This is a genomic window from Streptomyces sp. NPDC043726 (genome assembly GCF_056436565.1).
This window is the reverse complement of sequence record NZ_JBWKCI010000023.1, coordinates 1-20,240: the sequence shown is the minus strand read 5'-3', so window position 1 is coordinate 20,240 and position 20,240 is coordinate 1. Positions and strand designations below refer to the sequence as shown.

Annotated in this window: 17 protein-coding genes; 5 read left to right on the top strand and 12 right to left on the bottom strand. The window is 71.6% G+C overall.

Going from position 1 to position 20,240, the window contains the following annotated elements:
- The first annotated feature begins 6 nt into the window (after nt 1-6).
- A complete protein-coding gene (locus AC068Z_RS40445) occupies nt 7-621 on the top strand; it encodes a LysE/ArgO family amino acid transporter (RefSeq protein ID WP_478568142.1) in 615 nt (204 codons plus the stop codon).
- 100 nt (nt 622-721) lie between these two features.
- Nucleotides 722-1,996, top strand: coding sequence for an MFS transporter (locus AC068Z_RS40440; protein WP_478568139.1), 1,275 nt, complete (start codon nt 722-724; stop codon nt 1,994-1,996).
- Between the two features lie 34 nt (nt 1,997-2,030).
- Here AC068Z_RS40440 and AC068Z_RS40435 read toward each other — a convergent pair whose 3' ends face one another.
- The 3 genes from AC068Z_RS40435 to AC068Z_RS40425 form a co-directional block, all read right to left on the bottom strand.
- Nucleotides 2,031-2,489: a cyclic nucleotide-binding domain-containing protein gene (locus tag AC068Z_RS40435; RefSeq protein WP_478568136.1), complete on the bottom strand. Its 459-nt coding sequence runs from the start codon at nt 2,487-2,489 to the stop codon at nt 2,031-2,033.
- A gap of 268 nt (nt 2,490-2,757) precedes the next feature.
- Complete coding sequence (locus AC068Z_RS40430) at nt 2,758-4,233, bottom strand: aminotransferase class I/II-fold pyridoxal phosphate-dependent enzyme (protein ID WP_478568133.1); 1,476 nt, start codon at nt 4,231-4,233, stop codon at nt 2,758-2,760.
- A gap of 46 nt (nt 4,234-4,279) precedes the next feature.
- Nucleotides 4,280-4,501, bottom strand: coding sequence for a hypothetical protein (locus AC068Z_RS40425; protein WP_478568130.1), 222 nt, complete (start codon nt 4,499-4,501; stop codon nt 4,280-4,282).
- A gap of 148 nt (nt 4,502-4,649) precedes the next feature.
- Here AC068Z_RS40425 and AC068Z_RS40420 point away from each other — a divergent pair, with 148 nt between their 5' ends.
- The 3 genes from AC068Z_RS40420 (at nt 4,650) to AC068Z_RS40410 (ending at nt 6,643) form a co-directional block, all read left to right on the top strand.
- Complete coding sequence (locus AC068Z_RS40420; RefSeq protein ID WP_478568127.1) at nt 4,650-5,051, top strand: ATP-binding protein; 402 nt, start codon at nt 4,650-4,652, stop codon at nt 5,049-5,051.
- 292 nt (nt 5,052-5,343) lie between these two features.
- Nucleotides 5,344-6,183 (top strand): DUF1206 domain-containing protein, encoded by an 840-nt coding sequence (locus AC068Z_RS40415; protein ID WP_478568124.1) that lies wholly within the window; start codon nt 5,344-5,346, stop codon nt 6,181-6,183.
- A gap of 28 nt (nt 6,184-6,211) precedes the next feature.
- Nucleotides 6,212-6,643 (top strand): hypothetical protein, encoded by a 432-nt coding sequence (locus AC068Z_RS40410; RefSeq protein ID WP_478568121.1) that lies wholly within the window; start codon nt 6,212-6,214, stop codon nt 6,641-6,643.
- Here the strand turns inward: AC068Z_RS40410 and AC068Z_RS40405 are convergent, their stop codons facing one another.
- The 9 genes from AC068Z_RS40405 to AC068Z_RS40365 all read right to left on the bottom strand — a co-directional run.
- Complete coding sequence (locus AC068Z_RS40405) at nt 6,644-8,773, bottom strand: FUSC family protein (RefSeq protein ID WP_478568353.1); 2,130 nt, start codon at nt 8,771-8,773, stop codon at nt 6,644-6,646.
- Between the two features lie 173 nt (nt 8,774-8,946).
- Entirely contained in the window at nt 8,947-10,311 is a 1,365-nt protein-coding gene (locus AC068Z_RS40400; RefSeq protein WP_478568118.1) for an NAD(P)/FAD-dependent oxidoreductase, read from the bottom strand.
- Nucleotides 10,312-10,515: 204 nt separating this feature from the next.
- Nucleotides 10,516-10,947: an ATP-binding protein gene (locus AC068Z_RS40395; protein ID WP_478568115.1), complete on the bottom strand. Its 432-nt coding sequence runs from the start codon at nt 10,945-10,947 to the stop codon at nt 10,516-10,518.
- Nucleotides 10,948-10,993: 46 nt separating this feature from the next.
- Complete coding sequence (locus AC068Z_RS40390; RefSeq protein ID WP_478568112.1) at nt 10,994-12,904, bottom strand: AMP-dependent synthetase/ligase; 1,911 nt, start codon at nt 12,902-12,904, stop codon at nt 10,994-10,996.
- A 267-nt stretch (nt 12,905-13,171) separates the two neighbouring features.
- Nucleotides 13,172-14,263 carry a glutamate--cysteine ligase 2 gene (locus AC068Z_RS40385; RefSeq protein WP_478568109.1) on the bottom strand — a complete coding sequence of 364 codons (1,092 nt, stop codon included), beginning with the start codon at nt 14,261-14,263 and terminating at the stop codon, nt 13,172-13,174.
- A gap of 106 nt (nt 14,264-14,369) precedes the next feature.
- The gene (gene glgB / locus AC068Z_RS40380; protein WP_478568106.1) at nt 14,370-16,577 is read right to left on the bottom strand and encodes a 1,4-alpha-glucan branching protein GlgB; all 2,208 of its coding nucleotides are present in this window, start codon (nt 16,575-16,577) and stop codon (nt 14,370-14,372) included.
- A gap of 4 nt (nt 16,578-16,581) precedes the next feature.
- Nucleotides 16,582-17,949, bottom strand: coding sequence for a maltokinase N-terminal cap-like domain-containing protein (locus AC068Z_RS40375; RefSeq protein WP_478568103.1), 1,368 nt, complete (start codon nt 17,947-17,949; stop codon nt 16,582-16,584).
- Nucleotides 17,950-18,006: 57 nt separating this feature from the next.
- On the bottom strand, nt 18,007-19,725 hold the full coding sequence (gene treS, locus AC068Z_RS40370) for a maltose alpha-D-glucosyltransferase (RefSeq protein ID WP_478568100.1): 1,719 nt from the start codon (nt 19,723-19,725) through the stop codon (nt 18,007-18,009).
- The coding region (locus AC068Z_RS40365; RefSeq protein ID WP_478568097.1) for an alpha-glucosidase C-terminal domain-containing protein at nt 19,722-20,240 on the bottom strand (519 nt) is incomplete at its 5' end. The genes treS and AC068Z_RS40365, both read right to left, overlap by 4 nt.

Here is a 20,240-nt window from a genome sequence, read left to right as displayed (position 1 = left end):
GAGGACATGCCCACCGCACTCGCCACGGCCGCCGCCGGATTCGGTACCGGTCTCTCGCTCATCGTCGCCATCGGCGCCCAGAACGCCTTCGTCCTGCGCCAGGGGATCCGCCGCGACGCGGTCCTCGCCGTCGTCGGCATCTGCGCCCTGTCCGACGCCGCCCTCATCGCCCTCGGCGTGGGCGGAGTCGGGGCGGTGGTGGTGGCCTGGCCGGGGGCGCTGACCGCGATCGGCTGGATCGGCGGCGCCTTCCTGATCGCTTACGGCGCACTCGCCGCCCGGCGCGTGTTCCGTCCCGTCGGCGCCCTGCGGACCGACGGGGAGGCCACCGGGTCCCGGCGGCGGGCGGTGCTGACCTGTCTGGCGATGACCTGGCTCAACCCGCACGTCTACCTCGACACCGTCTTCCTGCTCGGCTCCATCGCCGCCGACCGGGGCGATCTGCGCTGGACCTTCGGGCTCGGCGCCGTCCTCGCCAGCCTGTGCTGGTTCGCCGCGCTCGGTTTCGGGGCGCGGCTGCTCAGCCCGTTCCTGTCCCGGCCCACGGCCTGGCGGGTGGTGGACGGTCTGGTCGCCGCCACGATGCTCGCCCTCGGGGCATCGCTGATCCTCGGAAGCTGAGATCCCGCGTTCCGCTGAGATCCCGCGCACCGAACTCCCGCCGGGCGGTGCGATAGTGAACCCTGGTCCGAAAAAGATGTAACGAGCAACCAGGAAGTCCGTGGACGCCACCGAACAGCAGCCGCCCGCCCAGGAGGCCCGAAGCGGCTGGCGCCGCTGGGCCATGGACACCCGCCCGCTGCGCCGCCCGGCCTACCGCAGGCTGTGGTCCTCGACGATCGTCACGGCGGTCGGCAGCCAGCTCACCGCGGTCGCCGTGCCCAGGCAGATCTACGACATCACCGGCTCCTCGGCCTGGGTCGGCTACGCGAGCCTCGCCGGACTGCTCCCGCTGGTGGTGTTCGCGCTGTGGGGCGGAGCGGTCGCCGACACCATGGACCGCCGCAAGCTGCTGCTGATCACCAACTGCGGGATCGCCGTCACCTCGGTGCTGTTCTGGCTCCAGGCCGTCACGGGCCTGGAGTCGGTGGCCGCCCTGATGCTCCTGCTCGCCGCCCAGCAGGCCTTCTTCGGCCTCAACGCCCCGGCCCGCACCGCCTCCATCGCCCGACTGGTCCCGGCGGACGAGCTCGCGGCGGCGGGCGCCCTCGGTTCGACCGTCATGCAGACCGGACTGGTCGCCGGGCCGCTGCTGGCCGGTGCCCTGATTCCGGCGATCGGTCTGGCCGAGCTGTATCTGCTCGACGCGCTGGCCCTGTGCGTCACGGTGTGGGCGGTCCACCGACTGCCCCCGCTGCCGCCGCTGGCCGGCTCGACGGTCCGCCGGGCGGGGGTGCGGGAGATCGGCGCGGGCTTTCGCTACATCGCCCTGCACAAGGTGCTGTTGCTGTCCTTCCTCGCCGATGTGATCGCCATGGTCCTCGGCATGCCCCGGGCCCTGTTCCCCCAACTCGCCGCCGAGACCTACGCCTCCTACGGCGAGGGCCTCGCGCTCGGCGTGCTGTTCGCCGCGATCCCCGTCGGCGCGGTGCTCGGCGGGCTGTTCTCCGGCACCTTCTCCCGGGCACGACGGCACGGACTGATGGTGATCGGCGCGGTCGTCGCCTGGGGCGCCGCGATCACGGGCTTCGGGCTGAGCCGCAGCCTGTGGCTCGCGGTGGCGTTCCTGGTCGTCGCCGGGGTCGCCGACATGGTGTCGATGGTCTTCCGCGGGGCGATCCTGCTGTCCGCCGCCACCGACGAGATGCGCGGCAGGATGCAGGGCGCGTTCACCGTCGTCGTCGCGGGCGGACCCCGGCTCGCCGACGTCCTGCACGGCACCGCGGGCTCCGCCTTCGGCGCGCGCCAGGCGGTGGCGGGCGGCGGCCTGCTGGTCGTCGCCACGATGCTCGGCCTGGCCCTCGCCGTCCCGGCGCTGCGCCGTTACCGCGTCTGATCCCGGCCGCCGCCGCCACCGCGTCCGATCCCGGCTACAGGGCGCCGCTGCCCCGGCGCATCCCGTACTGCTCCATGAGTTTGCCCCGGGTGATCTCCAGCCGGTGCGCGAGGATCTCGGCGACCTGGCGGACCAGGATCAGGCCGAGCTGCTGGTCCTCGTCGGACAGCGCCCGTACGGCCGCCGCGTCGAACTCGTAGGCGCGCACCGGGCTGAACGCCTCCGCGCCGAAGTCCCACTGGTACGGCGGGAACAGCCAGGACCAGCCGAGCAGGTCCCCGGCGCCGAGGCTGGCGACGGTGACGCGTTGCAGGGAGGTCACCCGCTGGTCGAGCGAGACGGCTCCGGAGCGGATGACCCAGAAGCGGTCGGCGGTGCCCCCGGCCTCGAAGATGCGGGCGTCCTCGGGGAAGGACACCTCCTTGGCGAGTGCCATGAGCCGCTGGCGTTGCGGAGGCGGAAGGGCGTTCAGCAGTTTGGTCGCTTTGGTCATGACACGGGGCTCCTCGCCGGCGTCGGGGTTCCGGGGCTTTCCCTACGCCCATTTCAGCCGCTGCGGACGCGTAGGGCACCTCGACGGACTACAGAACCGGTGGAGAATTCCGCGGGCATGAAAAAGCCCTGGCTGGACGGGGGAAGCCAGCCAGGGCCGTATGCGGGGTACGGGGGACGGACGACGTCAACCCCGCGACCACGTATGGATGAACCGTAAACCATTTATGACGGGTGTGAGAAACCAGGACCGGGTCACGTGACCCGTTTCACTCCGTTTCCTTCATGACCCTGATCGTCTCCAGATGCGGATCGCTCGGATCAGGCAGGTTCATGCCCGCGTCCCGCCCGCTGAGCAGATACGCCAGCACCGGTTCGGTCAGGCGCTCGCCCGGCAGGACGACCGGGATGCCCGGCGGATACGGCGTGATCATCTCGGCGGCGACCCGTCCGGCGGCCTCGTCGGCCGGAACGTCCTCGGCCGGCCCGAAGAAGGCGTCCCGCGGCAAGCAGGTCTGCTCCAGCCGCAGTTCGGAAGGCGAGGGCACCTTCACCCCGGGGACCGGCCGGAGTTGGGGCGCGGCCTCGGCGAGATCCCCGAGCGCCGCCAGCAGTTCGTCGGCCGTCTCGTCGTCGTCCGCGTGCGTGAGCTGCAGGCCGAGCCGCCGGTGGTCGGAGAGATGGACGTCGATGCCGCGGTGCTGCCGCAGCCAGTCCGCGGCCCGGTACCCGGTCATCCCGAGGTCGCCGACCTCGACGGTGACGATCAGCGGATCGAGGTCGTGGGCGAGACCGGCACCGCAGAAGTCGTCCCGGTCGTCGACGTGCATCCCCTCCATCCGCTCGACGGTGGCCCGCACCCGGGCCACGAGGTCCAGCGCCCCGCCCATCAGCTCCTTGCCACGCAGCGCCATCTGCCGGCGCCAGCCGTCCATACCGGCGTAGATCAGTACCGACGGGCTGGTGCTGCCGAGGAGGTCCGAGCGCATCTTCAGCAGCTGGGGTGGCACGAGGTCGCCCTGGAGGTGGAAGACGGACCCCTGCTCCAGACCGCTGCCCATCTTGTGCACGCTCGTGACACAGATGTCGGCCCCCGCGTCCATCGCCCACGACGGCAGATCGGGGTGGAAGGGCAGATGCGCGCCCCAGGCCTCGTCCACGATCAATGGCACCGACCGGCTGTGGCACACGTCCGCGAGCGCCCGCAGATCGGCGCAGGTGCCGTACGGCGTGGGACTGGTGACCAGGGCGCCCTTGGCGTCCGGATGCTCGGCGAAGGCCCGGTCGAAGTCCGCCGGGGCCGGGGGATGCGCCAGATGCCGTTCGCCGTCCCAGCACGGGTCCACCCACACGGGCTCGATCCCGGCGATGATCAGCCCCGACACGACCGACTTGTGGGCGTCCCGCCCGATCAGCAGCTTCTCGTGCGGGCCGGCGACCGACAGCATCGCCGCCTTGACGGACAGGGAACTGCCGCACGTGGTGAAGAAGGTGTGGTCGGCGTGGACCGCGTCGGCCATCAGCGCCTCGGCGCGCTGGAGCACCTGGTCCCGGGTGAGCCGGTCGTCGAGGCCACCGGACGCCAGCACGTCCCCGAGGAAGACGGCGTCACCGAGCAGCTCCCGTACGGCGGGGTCCGCGCCGCGGGCCTGTTTGTGGCCGGGTGGCGAGAACGCCGTCCTCTTCACGCGGTGGTACTCGGCCAGGGCCTCCAGAACCGGTGCTCGTTCGTGATCGGCTTTCATACGGGTGCGGGTTCCCGGCAGGGCGGGAACGAATCGGGGCGCCCGCTCAGGGCTCGTGCCGATGAGTGCCCGGGGTGAGGATCTCGTCCAGCACGGTCCCGACGGCCTCGTAGGCGAGCGTCCGGACGGCGGCCTCCTCGGCACCCTCCGGGTCGCTCGACCGCAGGCCGAAGCTGCGGTTGCGCCAGGTCTGCTCCTCCTCCCGGGCACAGGCCCGGGCGCGCTGGATGCGCCGGAGCAGTTCGTCTGAGTCCACGACATCGGTCATGCCGTCCGCGTACCCCCGATACGGCCGTATTCCCGCGGCCGGCCCGGGCGCCGGGAGGTTTGACCGGCCGGACAACGGCGAGCCGAAGAGTACGGGATTCACATCGATTCACATCGATTCGCGGAGTCAATCGACACGGAGTCATACGATGCGCGGGGAGCAAACCACTCACAGCGTGCGCGAGCCGGCGGAGGCGCGCCGGGCCGTGGAACACGCGGTCGCCGAACACTGCAGCGCCACGGGCGCGCGGTGCGACCGCATGGCGGTCCAGGACGCCCTGCTGGTCGCCTCGGAGCTGACCACCAACGCCATCCTGCACGGCGGAGGCGTCACCGACTTCCGCGTCGACCTCGTCGAACCGGGCGTGCGGGTCTCGGTGAGCGACCGCAGCCAACGCCTGCCCGTGCTCCCGGACACCGGCGGCCCGCGCGCCCACCGCCGCATCGGGGGCCGCGGCTGGTCGATCGTGTGCCGCCTCGCCCGCGATGTGCAGGTGGCGGTGCTGCCCGCGGGGGGCAAGCGCGTGAGCGCCGTGGTGCCGCTCGTCTGAACGAGCGCGCTGGAGGCTGGAGCACGTCCCGGCGGCCGAAGAGCGCGCCCCGGTGGAGCGGCCCGCGCCTGCGCCCTGCCGCAAGCTCCAGCGGCGCGGCCGCACGGGCAGGGGCGCGCCTGGGTTCGGAGCGCGTCTCCGCGGCAGGCAAGCACGTGCCGGTGGCCCGGGAGCCTGTCGTTCCGAGCGTCTGCCGCGACCGCCGAGGCGCCCCGTGACCGGAAGGCCGCAGCCCCGAACCTCCCAGGTGAGTGCCGCCCGATGCTGGGCATCCGGACTCCGGGAGGTCGAGATGAATCTGAGTGCCGTGACCAGGGCCGGGCGTACCCCGGCCGGGAGCAAGACGACCGCGTCGGTGACCGAGGGTGCCGCCAGGGCGGGCCTGGCCGCGCGCGGCGTGATCTACCTGCTGGTCGGCGCCCTCGCCCTGCAGATCGCCTTCGGCGACCGACAGCAGCAGGCCGACCGCCAGGGCGCCCTGACCGAGGTGTCCGACAAGCCGCTCGGGTCCGTGTTGCTGTGGGCTCTCGGCATCGGCCTGGTCGGCATGGCCGTGTGGCGGCTCTCCGAGGCGCTCTTCGGCTCCGTGGGCAAGGACGGCCGCAAGCTCCACAAGCGCGGCCTCGCACTGGTCAGGTGCCTCTTCTACGGCTTCGTCGCGTTCTCCGTGCTGCGCTTCACCGTGAGCGACGGGCAGCAGGGCGGCAAGTCCGGCGACAAGGAGTCCCGCGACATCACCGCCACCGCGCTGGACCTGCCCGCCGGACAGTGGCTCGTCGCCGCCGGCGGGATCGGGATCGTCATCGCGGGCGTCTGGATCGGCGTCCAGGCGATCCGGCGCAGCTACCACGACAAGCTCAAGCTCGGCGAGATGTCCCGCACCGAGCGGCGGCTGACCGACGTCACGGGCGTGGGCGGGGGTGTCGCGCGCGGCGTGGTGTTCACCACCCTGGGCGCGTTCGCCGTACAGGCCGCCGTCGACTACGAACCGGACCGGGCCAAGGGCCTGGACGACACGCTGCGAACCTTCGCCGACACCGCGCTCGGGCCCTGGCTGCTGGCCGTGGTCGCGTTCGGTCTGGTGCTGTTCGGTCTCTTCTCCTTCTTCCTCTCCCGCAGGCGACGCGTCTGAGACGGCTCGTACGGGGAACGCGGCAGTGATGAACGACTACGAGCTTCCGCCCGACGGCCGGCCCGTGGACATCTACCTCGGTCTGCTGCGTTCGCGGATGGACACCGACAACTTCCTTCGCCTGCTCGACGTGGTCGAGCCGGTCCTGCAAGCGATCGACGAGCGGCGATTCCCGCCCGCCGAACTCGCCCTGGACGGAGACGGCGCCGACGAGTTGCCCCAGGAGGTGCGCGACGAGGCCGCCCTGGTCATCGCGACAGCCGTGACCGGACGCCTCGACAACGAGGTCGTGGAGATCGACCTGGGCGACACCGGCTCCATCCGGGTGGTCACGGACGCGGCCACCGCCTCCGACCCCGATCGGCTGGACGAGATCGCGTCCTACATCCGGGGCCGCCGCCACGACGACGAGGAACTGCGCGGCATCGCCGAGGCCAGCGGCCTGCCCACCGACTTCTGACTAGTCGGCCCTCGGCACGCCCAGCGGCCGGGCCAGGCCCATCACCGACTCGTCCAGCCGCTGAAGGTGGCGCAGCACCCGGTCCGTCACCCGGCCGTACCGGGTGGCGCCGGGTGCCTGGGGCAGGAGCGAGGCGATGCTCGGGCCGGTCTCGACCCGGTCCGTGGCCCGCTCGTCGGCGACGTGCGCGGCGATCGCCTCGATGTTGCGGGCGATGCGCCGCCCGGCGCCGCGCAGGCGGGGATCCGCCGCGATCGAGGGATGTGTGGGCAGCAGCTCGGCGGTCGCCGCCAGCGAGCGCGCGTGGTAGGCCGATGTCTCCAGCAGTGCCACCACGTAGCGGGCGGTGTCCCGCCGGGCCCGCAGCGGGGTGACGGGGTGGGTCAGCGGCTGGATCGCGGCCCGCAGGTCGGCCAGCGCCTGGTCCAGCTCGCGTGCCTGGTCGAGCAGCTCGACCGGCGACCCGCCGCTGAGCTGCTCCACGGCGCTCTCGGTGACCTCCCCGAGCCGGTCCAGAACCGTGCCCAGCAGTTCGTTCGTCCGCCGGTCGGTGGCGATGGGCAGCACCAGTGCCGCCGCGAAGATCCCGCAGGCCGCGCCGAGGGCGGTCTCCTCCACCCGCACCACCAGCACCGAGAAGCTGTACGTGTGCAGCAGCGTGTAGAGCAGCCCCAGCGCGGCCGTCACGAAGAACGACATCAGCGTGTACGACAGGGGCGCGGTGTAGAACATCAGGAACACGAACACCAGCACGAGAGCGAAAGCGGTCAGGGTGTGCTGCCCGACCAGGCCCGCCAGCACGATCCCGGCCACGACGCCGAACAGCGTGCCGAGCAGCCTGCGGTAGCCCTTGACCAGGATCTCGCCCGTCGAGGAGGTGTTCAGGAAGACGATCCAGCAGGTCAGCACGGCCCAGTACCAGCGGTGGCTGGAGAGCAGCTCCCCGCCGACCATGGCCAGCGAGGAGCCCACGGCGACCTGCACGGCGGCCCGGGTGGTCGGCCGCCGCAGCCCTGTCCGCTCCTCCTGGTCGGTCTCCTCGGCCGCGTCGATGGCGGCGTCCTCGGCGTCCAGCTCCTCCCGGGAGCGTGTCGTGGACGGGGTGTCGTCCGACTCGTCCTGCGGCCCCTCCAGCGCCAGGCGCAGGCCCAGGACGGCCCGCGCGGCCTCGCCGATCCCGCGGAAGACGTCCTGCGCGGCCGGTGAGGCGTCGGGCAGGTTCTCCTCGTCGCGGTAGGACAGCAGCCGGTTGCGGACCTGGGCGAGCCCCGTGCCGCCCGGGTGCTGGACGAGCAGGCGCAGCGCCCGCAGATCCCGGCGCAGGGTCTTCGCCGCGTCCCGCACCGGCAGCCGTCCGGCGGACGGGACGGGCGCGCCGGGCAGGTGCAGGGTCAGGGTGTCCGTGCGCTCGGCGCTGCGCGCGGTCAGCAGGAGCAGGCCGAGCCGCTCGGCGGCGATCTCGGCGTCCGCCACCCGCCGCTGCACCAGCCGGGCCGTGCCCTCGTCGGCCGTGCCCTCCTCGAGGCGGCCCTGGATCATCAGCGCCGTCTCGTGCAGCCGCGCGGTGCCCTCCCGTACGTTCTCCAGCGCCCGGTCCGCCTCCTCGGGCCCGGCGTCCAGCAGCTCGAGCTGGGCCGACACCAACTGCGCGAGCCGGGCTCGGAAGGCCTCCCGCAACCGGGTCAGGGTCCCGGCCGGAGTCTCCGGCACCAGCGCGAACCGCACCACGGCACTGCACACGAAGCCCGTCCCGACGACGGCGTACAGCTCGGGCAGGTCCGAGACCGTGGCGCCGACGAACAGGGACACGAAGTACAGCTGGAACCCGATCATGCCGAGCGCGGTCCCGCGGTCGCCGAACCGGCGCCCGTACACGGCGCCGAAGATCAGCGCGACGAAGAACAGGTCGCCCGCGACGACATGGGAGTGCAGCAGCGCGGCCAGCGTGACGGAGGCGAGCCCCACCGGCAGACCGAGGGCGAGCGTGACCGCCTGTGGACCGCGCTGCTTCTCCCGTACGGCGAAGGTGGAGACCATCGCCGCCATGGCTCCGGCGACCAGATGGGGCACATCGGCCCCGAACAGGGCGAGGACGACCAGCGTGAGCGTGATCGAGCCCACCGTCCGCAGGCCCGCGGCGAGCCGCAGCAGCCCGGGATCGGAGGCCGCGATCCGGTCCCGAAGTCGCGCCCACGCTCCTGGCGTACTACCGGAGGAAACGATTCGCTCCCTCCTGGCCGGTCGCTTCCTGATCGGTCTCGTCCCGGTCGGCCCTCGCCTGGTTCGCCCCCTGTCCTCGGCGCCTACTCCTCGGCCCCCGTCCCCGTCACGTGTTCCCGCAGCTGCTCCGGCGTCAGATAGGCGTCCGTGTACTCGAAGTCCTTGAGCCTGGCGGGCTTGCGGGCCTGGAAGCCGGTGCGCACGAAGTCGTCGCCGGCGATCGCGTTGAGCACCCAGTTCGTCAGCACCCGGGTCTTGGCGACATTGGTGCGCAGCGCCGACCAGTGGTAGCCGCGGGCCACGACCTGGGCGGGCAGACCGCGCAGTTCGACGCCGAGCGGCTTGGACACCGCGTCCTTGCCGCCGAGGTCGACGACGAGTCCGAGGTCCTTGTGCTCATAGGGCCGCAGCGGCTGGTTGCGGAGCGTGGCGATGACGTTGTCGGCGGCCACCTTGCCCTGACGCATCGCGTGCTGGGCGGTGGGCGGGCAGACCGCGTCCTCCTCCTTCTTGGCCAGGTCCGGCACGGCCGCCGCGTCCCCGAGCGCGAACACGCCGTCGTGACCGGGCAGACTCATGTCGGACCGCACCTGAAGCCGTCCGCGCACCGTCTTCTCGCCGAGCGTGCCGATGAGCGGGCTGGCCACGACCCCCGCGGTCCAGATCAGGGTGCGGGTGGGGACCACCCGGCCGTCGGTGAACGTGACCTCCTCCGGCCCGGCCTTCGCGATGGAGACCCCGAGCGAGATGTCGACCCCGCGCCGCCGCAGTATCTCCTGGGCGTCCCGGCCGAGCTTCTCACCCAGCTCCGGCATGAGCTTCGGCGCGATGTCGATCAGATGCCACTTGATCAGCGCCGGGTCCAGCCGCGGGTAGCGCTTGACCGCGTTGTGCGTCAGCTGCTGCAGACAGGCGGCGGTCTCGGTGCCCGCGTATCCGCCGCCGACCACCACGAACTGCAGCCGGGCGGCGCGCTCGTCCGGATCGTGGCTGGCGTCGGCCAGGTCGAGCTGCGAGATGACGTGGTCACGGATGTAGGCGGCCTCGGCGAGGGTCTTCATGCCGAAGGCGTGGTCGGTCAGGCCCGGGATGTCGAAGGTGCGGGTGATGCTCCCGGGAGCCAGCACGATGTAGTCGTACCGCTCGTTGACGATCTCGTCGGTGATCGTGCGGATGACGCAGACCTTCGAGGCGAGGTCCACGCCGATGGCGCCGCCCGGGATGATCCGGGTGCGGTACCTGCGGCTGCGCCGCAGGGACAGCGCGATCGACTGGGGCGTCAGCACGCCGGAGGCGACCTGGGGCAGCAGGGGCAGATAGAGCTGGTAGGCGAACGGCGTCACCAGGGTGACGTCGGCCTCGTCGGCGGCGAGCCTGCGCTCCAGACGGCGGACGCACCCCACTCCGGCGAAGCCTGCGCCAACCACCAGGATCCTGGGTCGTGTCACGGTGTTGTTCCCTTCTGCGGCTCCAGGCGGTCTGCTACGACGTCGTACGCCTGCCCCTGGATCGCTGCTTCCCACCACACCGATCCCACCGCGCTCCCGGCGGCTGCGCCAGTCGGGTGCGGCAGGCAGATGAACGACGCTTTCGAGCCACACTGCCCCAAGGTGGCCACGGGCACACGGGGTTCCGCGAGAACGGCCGCTGACTCACCAGGGCAGGAAGGCATGCACGTCCTTGCCTTGCTCATGGGTGATGACCCCGACCTGATGGCTCAGGCTCCGGACCAGGTACCAGCCGATCCCGCGTCCCCCCTGGCGGACGTCGAAGGAGCGCGGCACCGGTGGCTCGATGCTGGTGTCGCGCATCATGACGTGCACTCCGTCGGAGGCCCTGCTCAACCGCAGCTCGAAGGGGCCCGGGGCGTATTCCACCGTGTTCTGGGCCAGCTCCGTCACCACCAGCAGGATGTCGTCACAGTGGTCGGGTTCGGCAGGTGGGGCCACTCGCGCGAGGTCGCGGAGGAACTCCTCCGCCGCCAAGCGCGCCCTGGTCACGTCCGCGTGTTCGCCCGCGAAGCGGACGAGGCGGTGCGTAATCTCCTGTGCCGCCAAGGTGTCGTCGTCCGTCTCTCCCCCCAAACAACTGCGCTGTCCGGCTTCCCCGCTCGCCGCGATCTACGCACCCTCACCCGAAGACGTTGTCGGAGTCGTCCCACACCCCCGGGTCGTCCGGCACCGACTGCCGCCGGGTCCGCGCCCGCGCCTGGTACATCGCGTCGATCTCCAGCGCGTAGTGCCGCACGATGACGTCCCGGCGCAGCTTCATCGACGGTGTCAGCAGACCGTTGGCCAGGTCGAACGGCTCGGGCAGCACCCGGAACACCCGGATCGACTCCGACCGCGACACCGCGCTGTTGGCCGCCGCCACGGCCCGGGCGATCTCCTCCCGCAGCGCGTTCTCCTCCCGGGCGTCGCGGGTGTCCCGGCCGCGCGGGTCGGGGCGCGGCTCCAGCGTGCGGCGCCAGTACGCCAGGAAGTCCGGGTCCAGCGTGAGCAGCGCCCCGACACAGGGCCGGTCGTCGCCGACGACCACCGCCTGGTGGATCAGCGGGTGCATGCGCAGCCGCTGTTCCAGGGCGGCCGGGGCGACGCTCTTGCCGCTGCTGGTGATGATGACGTCCTTCTTCCGGCCGGTGATCGCCAGATAGCCGTCGGAGTCGAGGACCCCGAGGTCCCCGGTGGCCAGCCAGCCGCCGCGCAGCGCTGCCCGGGTCGCCGCCTCGTCGTTGACGTAGCCCTGGAACACCGAGGGGCCGCGCACCAGGATCTCCCCGTCGTCCGCCACCCGGACGTCCATGCCCGGCAGCACCTTGCCGACCGTCCCCGAGCGCTCCCGGCCCGGTGGCTGTGCGGTGACCCCGCCGGCGGTCTCGGTCAGCCCGTACCCGTCGTTGAGGTAGATGCCGATGCCCTCGTAGAACAGCGAGATCTCCCGGTGCAGCGGCGAGCCGCCCGAGGTCGCGCGGCGGACCCGGCCGCCGAGCGCGGCCCGCAGTCCGCGGTAGACCGTGCGTTCGTACAGGGCGTGCTGGAGCCGCAGATCGAAACCGGGGCCCGGCCCCTCACCGAGCCGGTGCCGCTCCGCGGCCAGCGCGAAGTCCCGGGCCGTGTCGGCCGCCCGCTCGAACAGCGCGCCCCGGCCGCTCTCGCGGGCCGAGCGCAGGAAGTTCTTGTAGATCTTCTCGAAGACCGACGGGACGGCACAGAAGTACGTCGGCCGGAACGAGCGCAGCGACGCCGCCAGACCGTCCCCGCTCGGGTCGGACTCGTGCCCCATCAGCATCCCGCCGCGCAGGCAGAGCCCCTGCACCATGAGCCCGTAGACATGGGAGAACGGCAGGAAGGCGAGCACCGAGGCCTGTCCGCCCGGCGGCACCACCGTGTGCCCCCAGCCCGCCAGCAGGGTGTCGCAGGGGCTCGCCAGGCTCCGGTGGCTCAGCGCGCAGCCGAGCGGGCGTCCGGTGGAGCCGGAGGTGTAGGCGATCACGGCGGTGGAGTCTGGCAACACGATCCGGCGCAGCGAGTCCACCGTGGCCAGCGGCACGAACGCGCCCCGCTCGATCAGCTCGCCCAGCGCCCCCGCGTCCAGCTGCCACACATGCCGCAGCATCGGCAGCGAGGCGCACACGGACCCGACCGTCATGACCGACTGCTCGTCCTCGACCACCACCCCCACGCAGCGGGCGTCCCGGAGGATCCACTCCACCTGCTCGCGCGAGGCGGTCGGGTACACGGGGACGACCTCGGCGCCCACCGCCCACAGGGCGAAGCTGAGGACCGTCCACTCGTACCGGGTGCGCGCCATGATCGCCACGCGGTGGCCCGGCGAGATCCCGGAGGCGACCAGCCCCTTGGCCAGGTCCACCACGGTGTCCCGCAGCTCGACCGCGGTGATCTCCGCCCACTGCGCGGAGCCGGCGATCCGGCGCGCGAGCACCGGCAGGGTGGGTTCGCGGGCGGCCCGTTCGAAGACGCTGTCGGCGAGGCCGCCGGCCGGCGGCGCGGAGACGGACGGAGCCAGGGCGAAGTCGCGCATGCGCAGCTCCTGTGGTGTACGCGGTGTGACGCCACCGACGAGCAGGGTTATCGGCGGTGCTCGAATCTAGCCGAGGTACGAGCGAACCGTGCCGGAATCCGACAAGTCGAACGGCTCGATCGCTTCGGCCCGCGACGGCTGGGCACCCAAGGGTGACCGAGGCGCCCGCCGCTTCACCCACCACGGGAGGACGCGTCGGCCGATCACGAAGGCGGCCGACGCGCCCGTGCTACTCGTCGCCCGGCTCCCAAGCGCGCGGGGGCCGCTTCACTCCTGGGTGCGCCGCACGCACTCCGTCACCACGGCCCCCAGGTCGCCTTTGCGGCGCATCAGCTCGCGCTGCACCCGGGCGCCGTTGCCCCGGCCCAGCAGATCGGCGACGAGGGTGCGGGCGCGGTCGAGGTCACCGGTCTCCTCCAGCGCGTCGCCGACGTGGTCCAGCAGGGCCCGCACGACCACCGGGGCGGGCATGGGGCGCATGGTCACGGGGTGCAGCAGTTCCTCCGTGAGCCCGGTACGGGCCGCCTGCCAGGCGGCGAGCCGCAACACGCTCACGCTGTGCGCGGGCGGCTCGATCCCGGCCCGCCACTCCCGCGCGGAGGTCTCCACGAGGGCGCGGGCCAGGGTGGCGAGCAGGACGGGGGTGTCCGCGTGCAGACAGACGTCCGCCACCCGGATCTCCACCGTCGGATAGTTCCGGCACAGCCGGGCCTCGAAGTAGACCATCGCCTTGTCGAGGATCACCCCGGTGTCGAGCATGTCCGCGACGACCTGGTGGTAGCGCTCCGCCGATCCGAAGAGCTCGGTCGGACCGGCGGACGGCCAGCGCTGCCACACCCGGCTGCGGTAGCTGCTGTACCCAGTGTCCTTGCCCTGCCAGAACGGGGAATTGGTGCTCAGCGCACCCAGGACCGACAGCCACGGCCGCATCCGGTCGATCACCGCGACGCCCTCGTCGTCGGAGTCCACCGACACATGGACATGGCAGCCGAGGACCAGCTGCTCCCGGGTGGCGATGCCGTACTGCTCCGCCATCCACTGATAGCGCTGGGCCTCCCCGACGGACGGGCTGACCGGCAGCGGGGAAGTGGCCAGCGCGGCGACCGTACAGCCGAGCTCCCCGGCGTGTCGCGCCGCCTCCTTGCGCCACCGGACGATCTCCCGGTGGAGGTCGTCCATGCCGGACTGCGGCTGGCTGGCGTATTCGAGCATCTGGTCGTGCAGCTCTTTCTCGAACACGTCCTTCCCGTCCGCGCTGTCCCGCGCGGCCCGGGCGATGATCTCGGCCGACAACGCCCGGGGCTCACCCGTCTCCGGGTCGACCAGGAGGAGTTCCTCCTCCACTCCCACAGTACGCACCTGAGGCACCCCTTCTGCGGCCCGATGCGAGGACGACGAGGATTTCGTCGTACGCCCCGACTGCCCGTTTCCGGGCATTCGGACACCTCGCACCGCCCCTCGGGCCTCAGGAGGGGTACGGCGTCAGCCACACCGTCGCCAGCGGCGGCAGCGTGATCCGGACGCCGTCGTCCTCCGGCTTGATCGGACCGGGGTTGGTGACGTCACCGCCGCCGAACCGGCCCGCGTCCGTGTTCAGGGTCTCCTCCCAGACCAGGCCCCCCTCGGGCACCCAGATGCGGTAATCCTCCCGGACCACCGGGGAGAAGTTCGACACCGCGAGCAGGGGGGTGCCGTCGGTGGCGTACCGGAGGAACGCGAAGACGTTGTCGTCCGCCGCGTCCCCGAGGGCCCACTGGAAGCCGCCGGGGTCGGTGTCCCGCTGCCACAGGGCCGGAGTCGCGCGGTAGGCCGTGTTCAGCTCCTTGACCAGCTCCAGCACACCCCGGTGGTCCGCCTCGGCGCAGTACTCCGGGTCCAGCAGCCACCACTCGGGCCCGTGCGGCTCGGACCACTCGCCGCCCTGGGCGAACTCCTGGCCCATGAAGAGGAGCTGCTTGCCGGGGTGGGCCCACATGAAGCCGAGGTAGGCGCGGTGGTTGGCGCGTCGCTGCCACCAGTCGCCCGGCATCTTCGACACCAGGGCCTGCTTGCCGTGCACGACCTCGTCGTGGGAGATCGGCAGCACGTAGTTCTCGCTGTAGGCGTACACCATCGAGAAGGTCATCTCGTTGTGGTGGTACTTGCGGTGCACCGGCTCGTGGCTGACGTAGCCGAGCGAGTCGTGCATCCAGCCCATGTTCCACTTCAGGCCGAAACCGAGCCCGCCGCTGTCGGTGGGCCGGGTCACCCCTTCCCAGGCGGTGGACTCCTCGGCGATCGTCACCACGCCCGGTGCCCGCCGGTACACGGTGGCGTTCATCTCGCGCAGGAACTCCACCGCGTCCAGGTCCTCCCGGCCGCCGGACACATTGGGCGTCCACTGGCCGGAGTCGCGCGAGTAGTCGAGGTAGAGCATCGAGGCGACCGCGTCCACGCGCAGCCCGTCGATGTGGAACTCCTCGCACCAGTACACGGCGTTGGCGACGAGGAAGTTGCGCACCTCGGTGCGGCCGAAGTCGAACTCGTAGGTGCCCCAGTCCGGATGCTCGGCCCGCCGGTCGTCCCCGGGCTCGTACAGCGGCTCCCCGTCGAAGCGGGCCAGCGCCCAGTCGTCCTTCGGGAAGTGGGCGGGCACCCAGTCCATGATCACGCCGATGCCGGCCCGGTGGAGCGCGTCGATCAGGTACTTGAAGTCGTCGGGCGTGCCCAGCCCTGCCATGGGGGCGTAGAAGCCGGTGACCTGGTAGCCCCAGGAACCCGAGAAGGGGTGATGGGCGACCGGCATGAACTCCACATGGGTGAAGCCGAGGTCGTTCACGTACGCGGGGAGCACCTCGGCCAGCTCGCGGTAGGTCAGCCCGGGCCGCCAGGACGGCAGGTGCACCTCGTACACCGAGAACGGCGCCACATGCACGGGCACGTCCCCGCGGTGCGCCATCCACTGCGCGTCGCCCCACTCGTAGTGCGAGGAGTGCACCACGGACGCGGTGTCCGGGGGCACCTCCGCGTACCGCGCCATCGGGTCGGCCTTCAGGAAGCGGTGGCCGTGCCGGGAGTGGATCTCGAACTTGTACTTGGTGCCCTCGCCGACCCCCGGCAGGAACAGCTCCCACACCCCCGACGCGCCGAGGGAGCGCATCGGGAAGGCGGTGCCGTCCCAGTAGGTGAAGTCAGCCGCGAGCCGCACCCCCTGGGCGTTCGGCGCCCACACGGTGAAGCGGGTGCCGGTGACGCCCTGGTGGGTCATCGGCTCGGCGCCGAGCGCCTTCCACAGCTGCTCGTGCCGCCCCTCCCGGATCAGGTGCAGATCCAGCTCGCCGAGGGCCGGGAGGAAGCGGTACGGGTCATCGACCTCCTGCTCCCCCTCCGGGTACGACACCAGCAGCGTGTACGCCGGGAGCTCCGGCAGCGGCAGTACGCCGGAGAAGAGGCCGTCGCCCTCCGAGGCGAGCGTGTGGCGCTCGCCGTCGATCACCACGCTCACCGCACGGGCGAACGGGCGCAACGTCCGGAACACGACCCCGCCGGGGACCGCGTGCGCGCCGAGCAGCGCGTGCGGATCATGATGGGCGCCGGCCAGCAGACGCCCGCGGTCGGTGGGGTCCAGCGGCGGGGCCGCCGTGCACCGGGCGGGTCCTGAGGGCTCCGGCAGCGAGGTGTCGCGCAGCGCCATGGGGTCAGCCTCCTCGTACGGCGAGACGTTCGATCGCCGCCATCGGTACGGGAAGCCAGTCCGGACGGTGTCTGGCTTCGTACAGCACTTCGTACACGGCCCGGTCGGTCTCGTAGGCGCGCAACAGGCCGTGTTTCTTGCGCGGATCCCAGCCGGCGGCGGAGGCGTACCCCGCGCAGAAGGCCTCCCGGCAGCGGCGGGCCCACTCCGGGCGCCAGGGGCGGCGCTGCCGCGCCGCGTAGTCGAAGGAGCGCAGCATCCCGGCGATGTCCCGGACGGGGGAGTGCGGGCTGCGCCGCTCGGCGAGCGGCCGGGACGGTTCGCCCTCGAAGTCGATCACGAACCACTCCCGTCCGGCCCGCAGCACCTGACCGAGGTGCAGATCGCCGTGGACGCGCTGGGCGGGCGGACCGGCGTCGCAGGTGGTGAGCGCCCCGAAGGCGGTCCGCAGGCCCGGCACGAACGGCCGCAGCGCCGGTACGCAGTGCGCGGCGGCGTCCAGGCGTTCGGTCATCGCCGCCGCCGTACGGCCGTTCTCGCGGACGGTGTCGCATGGGAACGCCGAGGCGAGCGCCAGGTGGACCTCGGCGGTGGCCCGGCCCAGCTGATGGGCCTCCGCCGTGAAGTCGTCACCGGAGGCGAGCGCCTGCAGCGCCAGCGTCCAGCCGTCGCTGGCGTCCCGCAGGAACGGCTGGAGCACGCCGAGGGTCGCGTCCCAGGGCTGGGTCGTGCGGAACCAGGCCACGGGCGCGGGCACCCTGCGGCAGCCCTGGCGGGCCAGCGCGCCCGGGACCTCCAGGTCCGGGTTGACGCCCGGCTGGATGCGCCGGAACACCTTCAGTACGAAGGCGTCGCCGTACACCAGCGAGGAGTTCGACTGCTCGGCGTCCATCAGCCGGGGTGCCAGGCCCGCGGGTACCGGCACGGACGAGCAGGACTCGAAGCGCAGCGGTCCGGCGGCGCCGGGGTGCCGCAGCCGGTCCAGGAGCATCTGCGCGGACCGCAGGTCCTGCAAGGCGTCGTACACCGTCAGACCCGCCAGCGGGCCCTCGTCCGCCCGTCCGATGAGGCTGCGGCCCAGGCGTGGGGAGGGATGCTCCCGCACGCCGAGCAGCAGCTGGTAGCAGTCGCCGGCCGGGGGCGCGGTGGTGCCGCCCGGGGCGGGCACCGGGACATGGCCGGCGTGGACCAGCAGGTGCAGACAGCCCGGGAACAGCTCGGTCATGGACAACAGGGCCAGGTCGGTGACCGGCCGGTCCTTGCCCGCGAACCACCGCTGCCGCGGCAGCCACTGACGCAGCAGACCGCCGAGCGAGACCATGATGTCGGCGACGGCCGGAGGGCTCGGTCTGAGGGATGCGGTCTTCGGCATGGTGACGCGTCCTTTCGTCGGCACACGCTCAAGGGCACACGCGCAAGGGGCAGACGCTCAGGGTCGGCGGCCGATGCGGGAGGCGACTCGGGAGAGCCGGAACCAGTAGAAGCCGTGACCCGCGAGGGTGAGCAGGTACGGCAGTTCGCCGATGGCGGGGAAGCGGACCCCGCCGAACAGCTCCACCGGGTGCCGCCCGTCGAACTCGCGCAGATCGAGCTCGGTAGGTTGGGCGAATCGGGAGAAATTGTTCACGCACAGGACGAGATCGTCCTCGTACTCCCGCAGAAAGGCCAGCACCGCCGGGTTGGAGGACTGGAGTTCGGTGAACGAACCGAGTCCGAAGGCGGGGTTCTGCTTGCGGATCTCGATCATCCGGCGTGTCCAGTGCAGCAGCGAGGAGGGCGAGGCCATCGCCGCCTCGACGTTGATGACCTGGTGCCCGTAGACCGGATCCATGATCGTGGGCAGGAACAGCCGGCCGGGGTCGGCCGTCGAGAAGCCCGCGTTGCGGTCCGGAGTCCACTGCATCGGGGTGCGGACCGCGTCCCGGTCGCCGAGCCAGATGTTGTCGCCCATGCCGATCTCGTCGCCGTAGTAGAGGATCGGCGAGCCGGGGAGGGAGAGCAGCAGGGCGGTGAAGAGCTCGATCTGGTTCAGATCATTGTCCAGCAGCGGCGCCAGCCTGCGCCGGATGCCGATGTTGGCGCGCATGCGGGGGTCCTTGGCGTACTCCGCCCACATGTAGTCGCGTTCCTCGTCGGTGACCATCTCCAGGGTCAGCTCGTCGTGGTTGCGCAGGAAGATGCCCCACTGGCAGCCCGACGGGATGGCCGGCGTCTTGGCGAGGATTTCGGAGACGGGGTAGCGCGATTCACGCCGTACGGCCATGAAGATGCGGGGCATGACCGGGAAGTGGAAGGCCATGTGGCACTCGTCGCCGCCGTTGCGGTAGTCGCCGAAGTAGTCGACGACGTCCTCCGGCCACTGGTTGGCCTCCGCCAGCAGCACCGTGTCCGGGTACATCGCATCGATCTCGCGCCGGACCCGCCTCAGGAACTCGTGCGTGGCGGGGAGGTTCTCGCAGTTCGTGCCCTCCTCGGCGTAGAGGTACGGCACGGCGTCGAGCCGGAAGCCGTCGATGCCGAGGTCCAGCCAGAAGCGCAGGGCGCCCAGGATCTCCTCCTGCACGGCCGGGTTCTCGTAGTTGAGGTCCGGCTGGTGGGAGAAGAACCGGTGGAAGAAGTACTGCTCCCGCACGGGGTCGAAGGTCCAGTTGGAGACCTCGGTGTCGACGAAGATGATCCGGGCGTCGGCGTACTGCTTGTCGTCGTCGGCCCACATGTAGTAGTCGCCGTAGGGGCCGTCGGGGTTCTTGCGGGACTCCTGGAACCACGGGTGCTGGTCGCTGGTGTGGTTCATGACGAAGTCGATGATGACCCGCATGCCGCGCTGGTGGGCGGCGTCGACGAACTCCACGAAGTCGGCGAGGTCGCCGAACTCGGGCAGGACGGCGGTGTAGTCGGAGACGTCGTAGCCGCCGTCCCGGAGGGGGGACTTGAAGAACGGCGGCAGCCACAGGCAGTCCACGCCGAGCCACTGGAGGTAGTCCAGCTTGGCGGTCAGGCCCTTGAGGTCGCCGACGCCGTCGCCGTTGCTGTCCTGGAAGGAGCGGACGAGCACCTCGTAGAAGACGGCGCTCTTGAACCAGTCGGGATGCCGGTCCTTGGCCGGGGTGTCCTCGAAGGTGTCATGGACGGGCTCGTTGACGGTCATGACGCGGTAGACCCTCCGATCTGCGGCGAGGCGGGCGAGGCCTGGACGTGGAACACGTGCGCGGGTGCCCGGCCGGGCTCGAGGCGCACATAGTTGGTCCTGCCCCACACATAGGTCTCACCCGTCAGTTCGTCGTGCACGGACAGGGATTCGTCCCGGTACCGGCCGAGTTGCGGCATGTCCAACGAGACCGTGGCCTCCTGGGTGTGGTGCGGGTCGAGGTTGACGACCACGAGGACCGTGTCGGGGCCGGAGCGCTTGCTGTAGGCGATCACGGCGTCGTTGTCGGTGTGGTGGAAGCGCAGGTTGCGCAGGAAGTGCAGCGCGGGGTGGCGACGGCGGACGGCGTTGAGCTTGGTGATGAGTGGAGCGATGGTGTCCGCGGTCTCCCAGTCACGTGGGCGCAACTGGTACTTCTCTGAGTGGAGGTACTCTTCGCTGCCCGCCCTGAGGGGGGTGTTCTCGCACAGTTCGTAGCCGCTGTAGATGCCCCAGGTGGGGGAGAGGGTCGCGGC

Excerpts from the sequence above, each read along its gene's own strand:
- AC068Z_RS40375 (WP_478568103.1), bottom strand. The coding sequence starts at position 17,949 with ATGCCGAAGACCGCATCCCTCAGACCGAGCCCTCCGGCCGTCGCCGAC.
- AC068Z_RS40430 (WP_478568133.1), bottom strand. The coding sequence starts at position 4,233 with ATGAAAGCCGATCACGAACGAGCACCGGTTCTGGAGGCCCTGGCCGAG.
- AC068Z_RS40445 (WP_478568142.1), top strand. The coding sequence starts at position 7 with ATGCCCACCGCACTCGCCACGGCCGCCGCCGGATTCGGTACCGGTCTC.
- treS (WP_478568100.1), bottom strand. The coding sequence starts at position 19,725 with ATGACCGTCAACGAGCCCGTCCATGACACCTTCGAGGACACCCCGGCC.
- AC068Z_RS40415 (WP_478568124.1), top strand. The coding sequence starts at position 5,344 with ATGAATCTGAGTGCCGTGACCAGGGCCGGGCGTACCCCGGCCGGGAGC.
- glgB (WP_478568106.1), bottom strand. The coding sequence starts at position 16,577 with ATGGCGCTGCGCGACACCTCGCTGCCGGAGCCCTCAGGACCCGCCCGG.
- AC068Z_RS40410 (WP_478568121.1), top strand. The coding sequence starts at position 6,212 with ATGAACGACTACGAGCTTCCGCCCGACGGCCGGCCCGTGGACATCTAC.
- AC068Z_RS40420 (WP_478568127.1), top strand. The coding sequence starts at position 4,650 with ATGCGCGGGGAGCAAACCACTCACAGCGTGCGCGAGCCGGCGGAGGCG.
- AC068Z_RS40425 (WP_478568130.1), bottom strand. The coding sequence starts at position 4,501 with ATGACCGATGTCGTGGACTCAGACGAACTGCTCCGGCGCATCCAGCGC.
- AC068Z_RS40435 (WP_478568136.1), bottom strand. The coding sequence starts at position 2,489 with ATGACCAAAGCGACCAAACTGCTGAACGCCCTTCCGCCTCCGCAACGC.
- AC068Z_RS40390 (WP_478568112.1), bottom strand. The coding sequence starts at position 12,904 with ATGCGCGACTTCGCCCTGGCTCCGTCCGTCTCCGCGCCGCCGGCCGGC.